Origin of the sequence: Terriglobus roseus DSM 18391 (assembly GCF_000265425.1) — a bacterium.
GTDB classification, from domain to species: Bacteria; Acidobacteriota; Terriglobia; order Terriglobales; family Acidobacteriaceae; genus Terriglobus; species Terriglobus roseus.
In genome coordinates, this window is the sequence record NC_018014.1 from 2,898,259 (window position 1) to 2,910,907 (window position 12,649).

Below are 12,649 nucleotides of genomic sequence, written 5' to 3' on the forward strand. Positions count from 1 at the left end.
TAGTCTGCGCCCAAACCCTTTCCAGACGGATGTTCCGTGACACTTCGTTACACTTTGTGACCCATCATTACCACGGTTCAACTTTGGCCGATCACTCTTGGATAAGAGGTAACCATGCTCCCTTCCGAGAGGCCGATGCAAGAAGCCACATCCGCCGCCCCTGACGAATCCGCCCCCCAGCAGACGCCGCATGAACGCCGGTGGCTCGCCTGGGTACTCGTTGTCCTGGTCTGCGGCATCATCACGATCCCTCTGCTTCTGCCTACGATGCCACCCGGCGGGATGCCTCCGGGTGGTATGCCACCGGCCGGTCCTGGAGGCGCCGCGCCCAGGGGGGCCGGCGATAAGGGCAAGAAGGCTTCAGGATCCCCGAGCAGCGTCATGGCAGCCACGGACAACAGCACCCCGGTCACGACGGCCAAGGTGCAAACGGGCCACATGGATATCTTCCTGGATGCCCTCGGTACCGTGACCCCGTTGGCTACGGTAAATGTGTACAGCCAGGTCAGCGGACGCGTCCTGGCGGTGAACTACCGCGAGGGCCAGATGGTTCACAAGGGACAGGTGCTGGTAGAGATCGATCCGCGCCCGACCGAGGCACAGGCGCAGCAGGCACGGGGTAGCCTGGCGCGAGATCGGGCGCTCCTGGACCAGGCCCGCGTCAACCTGCAGCGCTACCAGGAAGCATTGAAGGATCACGCAATCGCCGAGCAGACCGTATTCGATCAGTCCGCGACCGTGAATCAGTACGAGGGTACGGTCGCCAATGACGAAGGACAGGTGAAGTACTACGAGGTTCAGCTCAGCTATTGCCATATCATCGCGCCGATCTCCGGCAAGATTGGTCTGCGGCTGGTTGACTCCGGCAATACCATCTTTTCGGGCAGTTCAACCACCATTGCGACGATCACGCAGCTGAACCCAATCACCGTTGTGTTCTCCGTTGCGGAAGATCATCTCCCCAAGATCCAGCAGAAGACCGGGCCGAATCATGGAGCCTTGACGGTTGCCCTTTACGACCGTTCCCAGACCAGCCAACTAACCACTGGAAAGCTGCTTACCCTCGACAACCAGGTGGATACAAGCACCGGAACCGTGCGGCTGCGTGCCCAGTTCGACAACGCTGCAGCAGCGCTCTATCCCAACCAATTCGTGAATGCACGGCTTCAGGTGGATACGCTGCAGAACGCCAAGCTGATCCCCACTGGCGCCGTGCAATACAACGGCCAACAAGCATTTGTGTACGTCGTGAAACAGGACTCCACGGTGGCGCTGCGTAATATCACCGTCCTGAATACTGAAGGAAACCAGAGTGCGATCGACGGCCTGAACCCCGGCGATACGGTCATCACTAGTAACTTCGACCGTCTGACGGATGGCGCAAAGGTGGCAGTGGGTTCCAGCCAGTCGGCCATGATGGGGCCTGCGTAATGAATATTTCGCGGCCCTTCATCACGCGGCCGGTTGCGACGATCCTGCTGATGGTGGCGATCCTGCTCGTCGGCATTGTCGCTTACAGGGACCTGCCAATCTCTGCACTACCTGAGGTCAACTACCCGACCATTCAGGTGCAGACGCTGTATCCCGGCGCCAGTCCCGAGGTGATGAGTTCCACAGTCACCGGTCCGTTGGAGAAGCAGTTCGGCCAGATGCAGGGCCTGTCGCAGATGACCTCCACCTCTTCCGGAGGTGCGTCGGTCATTGTGTTGCAGTTTGATTTGACCGAAGACATCGACGTCGCTGAACAGGAAGTCCAGGCTGCGATCAATGCCTCAAACTCCTACCTGCCCGCCGACCTTCCTATCCCACCGACTTACAGTAAGACAAACCCCGCAGATGCGCCTGTGTTGACGCTTGCTCTGACATCGAAGGTGATGCCATTGAGTGAAGTCCAGGACCTTGCGGACACACGTTTGGCACCGAAGATCTCTCAGCTCACCGGTGTGGGTCTCGTCACGATCCAGGGCGGGCAGAAGCCTGCGGTACGCATCCAGGCAAATCCAACGGCGCTTGCCTCTTATGGTTTGACTCTTGAAGATGTCCGGACAGCGATTACCGGCACCAGCGTCAACACGGCCAAAGGCACGCTGAACGGACCGCAGCAGGCGTACACCATCGACGCGAACGATCAGCTCACTTCGGCCGAGCAGTACAAGCAAGTGGTCGTGGCCTATCGCAATGGATCGGCTGTCATGCTGCCGGAGGTCGCGAAGATCACCAATGGCGTTGAGAACAACAAACTGGCTGCCTGGATGAACACCACGCCAGCGATTATCCTCAGCATCCAGCGGCAATCTGATGCCAACACGATCAAGGTAGTCGACTCGATCAAGGCACTGCTGCCGCAGTTGCAGGCAAGCCTGCCGGCTTCCATTGAAGTGCATATACTGACCGACCGAACCATAACGGTCCGCGCTTCGGTAGAAGACGTTGAGTTCGAGCTGCTGCTGACGATCGGGCTGGTGATCGCGGTGATTTACGTCTTCCTGCGATCATGGCGAGCCACCGTGATTCCTGCGGTTGCTGTTCCGCTCTCGTTGGTCGGTACGTTCGCCGCGATGTATGCGCTGGGCTACAGCCTGAACAATCTAACGTTGATGGCGCTCACGATTTCGACCGGCTTCGTCGTCGATGATGCGATCGTGATGATCGAGAACATCAGCCGCTACCTGGAAGAGGGACTGGATCCTCTTGAGGCATCCCTCAAAGGCGCTGAAGAGATCGGCTTCACCATCCTGTCGCTCACGGTTTCACTGATCGCTGTGCTGATTCCGCTGCTGTTCATGGGAGACATCACTGGCCGGCTCTTCCGGGAGTTTGCCGTGACGCTGGCGGTGACAATCATCATCTCCGCGGTGGTCTCCCTCACCTTGACACCGATGATGGCGTCGCGGCTGTTGAAGCACACACCTCCTGAAGACGAGACGCGCTTTTACAAATGGTCAGAGCACCAGTTCGAACGCATCATCGGCTTCTACGGGCGGACACTTCAGTGGGTGCTCGGTCGTCAGGCGGTGGTGCTGGTCATTGCGTTCAGCATGATCGTCTGCGCTGGTCTTCTGTACTACTTCATCCCCAAGGGCTTCTTCCCGACGCAGGATACCGGCATCATCCAAGCCATCACCCAGGCACCGGAGGCCACGAGCTTCGACGCGATGAGCAAACGGGAACAAACGGTGGCCCGAGAGATTCTGGAAGACCCCGCCGTGGAATCCATCGCATCGTTCATCGGCGTGGATGCCAGCAACACCACGCCAAATACGGGACGCATGCAGATCAATCTGAAGGCACTGTCCACGCGTGGTGTCTCAGCGACGGAGGTTATCCAGCGACTGCGTCCCAAGCTGAACCGCATCACCGGCATCACAACCTACCTGCAGCCAGTCCAGGATCTTACCGTTGAGGATCGTGTCAGTCGTACGCAATACCAGTACACGATCGAAGACTCCGACAGCGCAGAGCTGAAGGCGTGGTCGTCGAAGCTGGTCGCCAGGCTTCGTACCCTGCCTCAACTAGAAGACGTGACCACGGACGAGTTGCCGAACGGCAATGCAGTCACGGTCGATGTGGACCGCGTCACGGCATCCCGTCTAGGCATCAACCCTCAGAGCCTGGACAACACGCTTTACGATGCCTTCGGCCAGCGCCAGATCTCAACGCTGTATAGCCAGACGAACCAGTACCACGTGATCCTCGAAGCTGATTCGAAGTTTCAGAGCAGCGTGGAGCGGCTTGGCGATATTTACATGCAGGGCACGGGAACTGCGAGTAACTCCAGCAGCGGTGGAGGATCGGGGGGCTACGGCCAGACTGGCACGTCGTCTTCCTCCTCGACCAACTCGCAATTGACTGCGAGCAGTACAAGCGGTGTAAGCGCCACGACATCCAGCAGCTCGACGCTGGCCACGACTACAGCCAACAGCCAACTCAATACCTCGGCGCAAAACGGGGCAATCTCAGGATCGACCACCGGCAGTACAGTGCTCCAGACATCGTCGACCACCGGCAGCACGTCTGCACTTAGCACATCCTCTTCCAGTGGTGGGTCGTCGTCGGCGCAGAGCAGTACCGGGTCAGCCGCTGGTGGTGGTGGCGGCAGTGCAAGCAGCAGCAATTCGAGCGCTCGTTATCCCGTCCCGCTCGCGGCATTCACCACGATCAAGAAGTCCCTTACACCGCTGACCATCAATCGTCAGTCGCAGTTTCCGGTCATCACGATCTCGTTCAATCTTGCGCCGGGTGTGCACTTGAGCCAGGCGGTGAATGCCGTGACGAAAGCGACCGCTGCACTCAAGATGCCAACGAATGTACAGACGAAGTTCCAGGGTACAGCAGCCAGTTATGAGACATCGTTGAACAACGAAGGTCTGCTGGTGCTTGCAGCGCTACTCACCGTCTACATCGTCCTCGGTGTTTTGTACGAGAGCTTCATTCACCCACTCACTATTCTCTCCACACTGCCGTCAGCAGGCGTAGGCGCGTTGCTGGCGCTCATGCTCTGCCGCATGGACTTGGGCATCGTTGGCATCATCGGCATTGTGCTGCTGATTGGCATCGTGAAGAAGAACGGCATCATGATGGTCGACTTCGCTCTCAACGCAGAACGCGTCGAAGGCAAGCCGCCCGAAGAAGCGATCTATAACGCGAGCTTGCTTCGCTTCCGTCCGATCATGATGACGACCCTTGCTGCCCTCTTCGGTGGATTACCGCTCGCACTTGGTCGCGGTATCGGGGCTGAGCTGCGCAGGCCTCTTGGCGTAGCGATGGTGGGCGGCTTGCTATTGAGCCAGGTACTGACGCTGTACACGACGCCGGTGATCTACCTCTGGTTCGATCGCATCAGCCAGAAGTTGCAGCGGAGAAAGAACGATAAGCCGATTGGTCAACAGAACCTGCCACTAGGGGGTCAGGCATGAACATATCTGCCCCTGCGATTCGCAGACCCATCGCTACAATTCTGTTGACGGCTGCGCTGGGCCTGGCTGGAACTCTAGCCTTCAACGTCCTTCCAGTTTCCCCGTTGCCACAGATCGATTCCCCGACCATCAGTGTCAGCGCGCAGCTACCGGGCGCCAGCCCCGATGTGATGGCAGCGGCCGTGGCGACACCACTCGAGCGTCAGTTTGGTCATATCGCCGGTGTCACGGAGATGACCTCGCAGAGCTCGACTGGATCAAGTTCGATCTCGCTGCAGTTTGATCTGAGTAAGAACGTCAACGCCGCGGCACGTGAAGTACAGGCGGCGATCAGTGCGGCCCGGACCTATCTCCCAACGAACCTGCCTTCCAATCCTGTGTACCGCAAGGTGAACTCCGCGGACGCACCCATCGCCATTCTTGGGATTGAGTCCGACACGTATGCCGTAGGCGCGCTCTACGATTCCGCATCTACCATCCTGCAGCAGAAGATTGCGCAGATTAAGGGTGTTGGTCAGATCACCATCGGCGGTTCCACACTGCCCGCCGTACGTGTTGAAATCAATCCCCTGCAGCTTGAGCACTATGGCTTGAGCCTGGCGGATGTTGCCACCTTCCTGAAGAACCAGAACGCTCACACGCCGACCGGTGCTCTGTCAGACGGGCAGACCATGAGCTACATCACGGTGAACGATCAGCTCTCAAAAGCAGAGGACTATCGCAAGCTGGTGGTGAGTACGCGCAATGGAGCTGCCGTCCGATTGGAGGACATCGCAGAGGTCGTAGATTCGACCGAGAATCTACACTCCAGCGGCTATGTGAATGGACGCAAGTCGGTTGACCTCATCATCTTCAAACAGCCCGGTGCCAACATCATCGAGACAGTGGATCGCATCAACGCACAGCTCCCTGCCCTGCGTTCGGCGATCCCGGCCGGGCAGTCGATTACCAAAATCATGGATGCGACCACCACGATCCGTGCTTCGCTGCGTGATACAGAACTGACACTGCTCCTTTCGATCCTGCTCGTCATCCTGGTGGTCTTCGTGTTCCTCCGCGACTGGAGAGCGACGATCATCCCCGGCATTGCCGTTCCCACTTCGTTGATCGGAACCTTCGGTGCGATGTACCTGCTGCACTATTCACTCGACAACCTCAGCCTGATGGCGCTCACCATCTCGACGGGATTCGTCATCGACGATGCCATCGTCGTCATGGAAAACATCACGCGTTACGTTGAGGAGGGCGTGCCGCCACTCGAAGCAGCATATAAAGGCGCAAAGGAGATTGGCTTCACGGTCATCTCCATCACGGCTTCCCTGCTGGCAGTGTTCATTCCAATCCTCATGATGGGTGGCATCATCGGGCGACTCTTCCGTGAGTTCGCCGTGACGCTATCGATCGCCATCTTCATTTCGATGGTCCTGTCCCTGACGACGACGCCAATGCTTTGCTCGCTGCTGTTGAAGCCCCGCGAGAAGTCAGAGCACGGCCGCTTGTATCGGTTCGTGGAAAGCTGCTTCGACTGGCTGCGCGCCATGTATGAACGCAGCCTTCGCTGGGTGATCCGCGACCACGCAGTGCTGGTCCTCGCGGTCTTCCTCTTCACCATCGGGTTGAATGTTGTGTACCTGATGCGTGTCTCAAAAGGCTTGTTTCCCCAGCAGGACACAGGCTTGTTGATGGGCGCTGTCATGGGTCCACAGGATGCGTCGTTCCAGATGATGGATGGCGCCACCAAGAAGTCCGTCGAGATCGTTCGCGCAGATCCTGCAGTCCAGAATGTCATTGGTTTTACGGGCGGCGGCATCAGCGGCACGTCGAACAACGCTTTCATGTTCGTTGTCCTCAAGCCACTGGACGAGCGCAAGCTGAGTGCGACTGCTGTCCTGAATCGTCTGCGTCCGAAACTGATGGTAGTCAAAGAGGCGCAGACCTTCCTGATGGCCGCGCAGGAGATCAACCTTGGCGCGCGACAATCGAACGCACAGTATCAATACACGCTGCAGGCAGACTCCACAAGCGACCTGAAGAAATACGTCCCCCTGCTCACACGCGAGATGAAGAAACTGTCCCTCGTTGCCGACGTCAACTCCGATCTACAGAGCGGTGGCCTGGAGGCCTACCTGACGTATGACCGTCGCACGGCAGCCCGCCTTGGGATCATGCCTTCGAATATCAACGACGCCCTGAACTACTCCTTTTCGCAGGCGCAGACGTCGACGATCTACAAGCCGCTCAATCAGTACCATGTCATCCTCGAAGCCCAGCAGCAGTTCACGCAATCACCCGCGACTCTTCGCAATACGTATGTGCAAACCGCCAGCGGTTCCGTCCCCCTGAGTGCCATCAGCACTTATAAAACGCTCACCGCCCCGCTGTCCGTGAACCATTCCGGTCTCTATCCGTCGTCGACCATCTCTTTCAACCTGGCAGGCGGGACATCGATTGAAAAAGCAACCAGCGAGGTGCACGCGCTGGAAACACAGTTGCACATACCGAAGAGCGTGCATGGAGCTTTCTCCGGCACAGCCCAGCTCTATCAGGCTTCCATCGACTCTGAGCCGATTCTGATCGCCACCGCCATCTTCGCGGTATACATCGTCCTGGGTGTTCTCTATGAGAGCTTCATTCACCCCATCACCATCCTCACCACGCTCCCATCCGCATCGCTCGGTGCAGTCATCACGCTCGTGCTCTTCCATGCCGAACTGGACGTCATCTCCCTGATCGGGATCATCCTGCTCATCGGCATTGTGAAGAAGAACGCCATCATGATGATCGACTTTGCGTTGCAGTTGGAACGCGAGCAAAACTTGCCGCCCGAAGACGCCATCTTCCAAGCCTGCATCCTGCGCTTTCGTCCCATCCTGATGACCACCGCGGCAGCATTCTTCGGAGCAGTTCCACTGGCCTTTGGCAGCGGAATCGGCTCGGAGTTTCGCCGGCCACTTGGCCTCACCATTCTCGGTGGTTTGCTTGTGAGCCAGGTCCTCACGCTCTACACCACGCCAGTCGTGTACCTGATGTTGGATCGCCTGCGCCATCGCTTTGGTCGCAAGCAATCGAACCATCCTCATGCGATCGCGGCCCAGGGGGCATTATGAAACTTGTCACATCTGCTCGCGCAACGGGCGCAGCGTTAACGCTTTCTCTCTCCCTGCTTGGTGGTTGCCGCGTTGGCCCTAAGTATGTCCGTGCCTCGATGCCTACAGCGCCGCCAGTCGCATACAAGGAGAACCAGGCCGGCAGCGACGAAGCCCGCAGCAACGGTTGGCGTCAGGCTCATCCAGACGATGCCATGCTGCGCGGAAAGTGGTGGGAGGTCTTCCAGAACGCAGAGCTAAACGCTCTGGAAGAACACCTCATCATCGACAACCAGAACATCAAGCAATACTTCGAGAACTACATGGCGGCGCGCGCTGTTGTCCGCAATGCCCATGCCTCTCTCTATCCATCGATCTCGTTTGCACCCAGCACGAACATCCAAGGTCAGGGCAATCAGAGCACCGCGACCGCAACGACGTCCACCACGGGCACGAGCGGAAGCGGTACGACCGGGACGACGCTTGCGAGCAACAGCAGCCACAGTTACTCACTCCCCTTCAGCGCCTCTTGGGAGCCTGATCTCTTCGGGAAGGTTCGTAACACCATTCGCGAGGACGCCAACGCGGCACAGGTAAGTGCGGCAAATCTGGCGAACGAAACACTCAGCGAGCAGGCCAGTCTGGCTCAGTATTACTTCGAACTGCGCGGCCAGGACGCACTTCAGGAGCTCTACAACAAGACAGTGGATGCCTACCGAGATACTCTGCGTCTCACCCAGACGCGATACCGGACCGGCATTGACTCTGACCAGGATGTCGCCCAGGCCGAGACAAACCTTCGCACCGCCGAAGCGAATGCAGCCGCGGTGGCGACAACACGTGGCCAGTACGAACACGCCATCGCTCTGCTGATCGGTCAGCCCCCCAGGCAACTTCTCAATCGCCGTCAAACCGTTGGATGCCAAGCCTCCGTTCGTTCCGGTCGGGATCCCATCCCAACTGCTGGAACGGCGTCCAGACATTGCAGCAGCCGAGCGAACGATGGCTCAGGCGAATGCACTGATCGGCGTCGGCCAGGCGGCCTACTACCCTGACATCTCTCTGACTGCCAGCGCGGGAACACAAAGCTCAGACATTACGCACCTGCTGAATCTCTCCGCGGGCTTCTGGTCACTGGGCACAAGCGCAACCGAGACGATCTTCGACGCGGGAGCGCGCCGCGCTACGGTGCAACAGTACAAGGCACAGTACAACGCAGATGTGGCGGCATACCGGCAGACGGTGCTGAACGCCTTCAAGGAGGTCGAAGATTATCTGATCTCAAGCCGGCAACTCGCTGAACAGCAACAACGACAGCAGTTAGCGATCACCTCCGCGCAGCGATACCAGAAGCTCGCCTTCACCCGTTACACAACGGGCGTCGACACCTACCTTAATGTTCTGACAGCACAGAACAGTGTCTTCAACAGCCAGGAAACGGAAGTCAACCTCCGTACCAGCCGCATGACCGCGGCTGTCCAGTTGATCGCGGCTCTCGGTGGTGGTTGGAGTGCGACAGATCTGCCATCGGAGAAGGACGTTACTCGCAAGCCATAGAAGGCACCTCACCCTGAAGGGCTCTGCCAGGTCGAACTCCTAAAAGGCCAGGTCCGCAAGAAACTGGCCGCTGCCTGCACCGCACTCCCGTTGCGCGGAAGGCCGTTTCGTACGCCAAACGTAGAACGCTAGCTCTTGGCGTTCAACCTTCGGTTGCGACGGGAATTGTTTTCGGGCGTGCGTGGAACTCAACCACTTCCTTCACGTCCAAACAGAGAGCAAAACCTGCGTAGAGAAAGCCGTAGGCGGTACCTCCGATGAGAAAGCTGACCAGCAGCGATGGGAGCCATGCCGACATGGAAAGGATTGGTTCTTTCATCGTCGTATTGACCGAATGGATCAGTCTGGGTATTGGATTTCTCATGGACTCCCGATTCGACCCTCGTTGTTTATAGACGGCTTTCACCGAAGGCCGTTCCGTCATGAGTGGTCACTGACCGTAACGATTTGTCACAACCAGATCAGCATGACTTGAGGTACCGTTCGCGGAGTTTTGCGGGAGTGTGGCATCCACGACTTACTACATTCACGCGGCGTGTCTCGCGATGTCCTGATCGTCGATGACGATGTAGATCTATGCCGAATGCTCGCAAGCTTCCTCGGCCAGCACGGCTGGATAGTCCATGCCGGGCATAACGGCCAACGTGCGCTGGAACTCTGCCGGAGCAAACCCTTCGAGGTAATTCTGCTCGACATTGACTTGTCGGACTGCAGTGGCTTCGACCTTATCCGAGAGATTCACGACTCGATGGGGACACCCATCATCGTTATCAGTGGTCGATGCGAAGAGACGGATCGCATTGTGGGTCTGGAGCTCGGGGCGGATGATTACATCTCGAAGCCTTTCAGCCTGCGGGAATTGTTTGCTCGCATGGGGGCCGTTGTCCGTCGATCAGGTCAATTGGCTAGGAGCCCGAACGGCCCTTCTACTCACTCCTTCGGTCATTTTGTAGTCCAGTTGGAAACGCATGAAATCTCTTACGGCAGAACGAAGCTTACCTTGACCCCGGCGGAATTTCAGCTCCTACGTCTCTTACTCGATAGGCCGTATGAAGTGTGCAGTCGTGAGCTGCTGGCGCAGATCGTGCTGCTTCGGACCTATGACCCACTCGACAGAAGTCTGGACATGCACATCTTGAGACTTCGGCGAAAGCTGGGCCGTGTTCCACAGTTCGGAGGGGGCATCCTCACCGTAAGGAGCGGTGGCTACATGCTGGCTCTCCATCCTCAAAAATTCAAAGGGATCTGAATGACAAGAGTCAGTCGCGACGGTATGTGGAGTTCGTTCCAATCAGAATCTGTCACCGACGCGGTAGGTGCTGACGTGCATCGCAGAGTCGCTCACCACGTGCGGCGTCACTGTGATCAAAAGCTCGTTCCTGGTTCCGTCGGAGTTCTTGTTGGTGCTTTGGAAACCCGGTAGATCTGCCATCCCAGGCAAACCGTCCAGCGCCTTTGCTTCATCTGTACTTACCAGGGCGGCAAGCATGGTCGATTGGCCAGGGGCGATGGTAACGGTCGACTTCAGCGCCCGGTTGTTGAGGATAGGGATATCGTTGACCCCGGTTCCTCCCAGGGATTCGAGCTTGAAGTCGAGATTCAATTCCACGTCTCCGTCCCGAAGGAGCCGTGGTGTCAGTTTGAGCGTGAGGCCGATATCCTCGAACTGGATCTGCGGCGTCGTGTTGCTACCGCTGCCGCTGGACCCAGTGAGCTGTGCAATGACGGAACTGCTGACCCCAGCAGCCGCCAACTCCTGCGCTACAGTGCTGCTCGAAGCCGAAGTCGTGATTGCCGTCAGAATTGGATAGCGGGATCCGACACGCAACGTGGCCTCGTGGCGGTCACTCGAGCGTATCTGGAGCGCATTCAACATCCGGACGTCGGTGGAGTTCAAGAGCATATTCAAACTGGTCGAACCCATAGATATTCCCAGCAGCGGAACACCCTCCAGGCTGCCGACAGTTCCAAGGATGCTTGTAAGGGAACTACTTCCAGACACGCCGGCTGCCACGAGGAATGCGACCTCCTGCAGTTCCTGCTGATAAGTCGTGCCCGAGAGAGTCAACGCACCGCTCGAGATAGATTCATTGAGTAGGGTTTGGTTATCTGAGATCAGCTTCTGTGCCGTGCCAGAGACGTCAGTAGCAGTGGCCGAGGTCGGCGGTGCAAACCCGATCTTGCGGGCGGTAGTCTTGTCGACTTCGTAGATGTTGATGTCGAGCAGGATGTCTGCAGTTCGCACAGCAAGCTCGGTCAACAGATCATGGATGCGGTGCACGGATGCTTGTGGACCACGAACAACGATGATGCCGCTGTCGGCATTCACCGCCAGATGCGTCAGATCAAAATGTGAACGCAGGACATTTGCGAGTTCCAGCATTTGCGGCCGGTTCTGCGAGGAGAGATAGATGGTCTCTTCCACCAGTGGCATGAGCAATCCACGCACCTCTTCTGCGTCATCTGCAATCAAGGCGCTCGTCGAGTCCAGTGGTACGGCGAAGAGATGGGCCGCCTTATGAAGCACGCGGGCTGCCCCCAGGAAATCAACATCATCGACATCGATGCGAAGGTTCTTCCCACTCAGGACAGAAGGATCGAAGACGCTTTCGATGCCGAACGCCCTGTAAACCTCGCGGACGACCTGCTGTGTGGCGCCACTCGTATGAAAACTCCGGACCCCATCAAAGGGTGTCAAGGCAAGCGGTCCCTCAAATTCCTCTGACGTACGCCGCTCCTGCTGCCCTGTCGTTTTACGTAGGGTGTCGGCGAATTGCAGTACGAGCGGGTTGTTCGGATCGAGAGTTCTTGCTCCCGCAAACAAGCGGTCGGCCTCTCCAGCATCGCCCGCAAGGCGCGACTTGAAGGAGGCCTGCATTAATCGCTTCACCTCAACCTCACGCGCATAGAGCAGCGCCAGGACGTAGGTTCGGTTGTCAGGGTCGAGGTGGACGGCTCGTTCAAATTGGCGCTGGGCCTTCTGAAATTCTCCGCGCGCGAAGAACTTTGCTCCTTCCAGATAGGCGTCGTCTGCCTCCCGCTTTTGTCTTCGCGACCCGGTATGCGCCGTGGTCGTCGGCACATCCGCAG

8 protein-coding genes are annotated in these 12,649 nt (G+C 57.8%); 6 read left to right on the forward strand and 2 right to left on the reverse strand.

Annotated elements, in window-relative coordinates; translation table 11 throughout:
- Positions 1-135: 135 nt before the first annotated feature.
- From TERRO_RS11895 to TERRO_RS23655, 5 genes are read left to right on the forward strand one after another with little or no spacing between them, the layout of a single operon-like run.
- Entirely contained in the window at positions 136-1,431 is a 1,296-nt protein-coding gene (locus TERRO_RS11895) for an efflux RND transporter periplasmic adaptor subunit (protein WP_245536073.1), read from the forward strand.
- Positions 1,431-4,916 carry an efflux RND transporter permease subunit gene (locus TERRO_RS11900; RefSeq protein ID WP_014785904.1) on the forward strand — a complete coding sequence of 1,162 codons (3,486 nt, stop codon included), beginning with the start codon at positions 1,431-1,433 and terminating at the stop codon, positions 4,914-4,916. The genes TERRO_RS11895 and TERRO_RS11900 overlap by 1 nt, the downstream gene beginning before the upstream one ends.
- Entirely contained in the window at positions 4,913-8,023 is a 3,111-nt protein-coding gene (locus TERRO_RS11905) for an efflux RND transporter permease subunit (RefSeq protein ID WP_014785905.1), read from the forward strand. Before TERRO_RS11900 ends, TERRO_RS11905 begins: the two co-directional genes overlap by 4 nt.
- Entirely contained in the window at positions 8,020-9,057 is a 1,038-nt protein-coding gene (locus TERRO_RS11910; RefSeq protein ID WP_245536074.1) for a TolC family protein, read from the forward strand. Before TERRO_RS11905 ends, TERRO_RS11910 begins: the two co-directional genes overlap by 4 nt.
- Entirely contained in the window at positions 8,966-9,559 is a 594-nt protein-coding gene (locus TERRO_RS23655; protein WP_245536288.1) for a TolC family protein, read from the forward strand. Before TERRO_RS11910 ends, TERRO_RS23655 begins: the two co-directional genes overlap by 92 nt.
- A gap of 142 nt (positions 9,560-9,701) precedes the next feature.
- Here the strand turns inward: TERRO_RS23655 and TERRO_RS23155 are convergent, their stop codons facing one another.
- The gene (locus TERRO_RS23155; RefSeq protein ID WP_157178320.1) at positions 9,702-9,878 is read right to left on the reverse strand and encodes a hypothetical protein; all 177 of its coding nucleotides are present in this window, start codon (positions 9,876-9,878) and stop codon (positions 9,702-9,704) included.
- Positions 9,879-10,094: 216 nt separating this feature from the next.
- Here TERRO_RS23155 and TERRO_RS11915 point away from each other — a divergent pair, with 216 nt between their 5' ends.
- Positions 10,095-10,808: a response regulator transcription factor gene (locus TERRO_RS11915; protein ID WP_014785908.1), complete on the forward strand. Its 714-nt coding sequence runs from the start codon at positions 10,095-10,097 to the stop codon at positions 10,806-10,808.
- Between the two features lie 42 nt (positions 10,809-10,850).
- Here the strand turns inward: TERRO_RS11915 and TERRO_RS11920 are convergent, their stop codons facing one another.
- Positions 10,851-12,641: a type II secretory protein PulD gene (locus TERRO_RS11920; RefSeq protein WP_245536075.1), complete on the reverse strand. Its 1,791-nt coding sequence runs from the start codon at positions 12,639-12,641 to the stop codon at positions 10,851-10,853.
- Positions 12,642-12,649: the final 8 nt, after the last annotated feature.

Excerpts from the sequence above, each read along its gene's own strand:
- TERRO_RS11895 (WP_245536073.1), top strand. The coding sequence starts at position 136 with ATGCAAGAAGCCACATCCGCCGCCCCTGACGAATCCGCCCCCCAGCAG.
- TERRO_RS23155 (WP_157178320.1), bottom strand. The coding sequence starts at position 9,878 with ATGAAAGAACCAATCCTTTCCATGTCGGCATGGCTCCCATCGCTGCTG.
- TERRO_RS11905 (WP_014785905.1), top strand. The coding sequence starts at position 4,913 with ATGAACATATCTGCCCCTGCGATTCGCAGACCCATCGCTACAATTCTG.
- TERRO_RS11910 (WP_245536074.1), top strand. The coding sequence starts at position 8,020 with ATGAAACTTGTCACATCTGCTCGCGCAACGGGCGCAGCGTTAACGCTT.
- TERRO_RS11900 (WP_014785904.1), top strand. The coding sequence starts at position 1,431 with ATGAATATTTCGCGGCCCTTCATCACGCGGCCGGTTGCGACGATCCTG.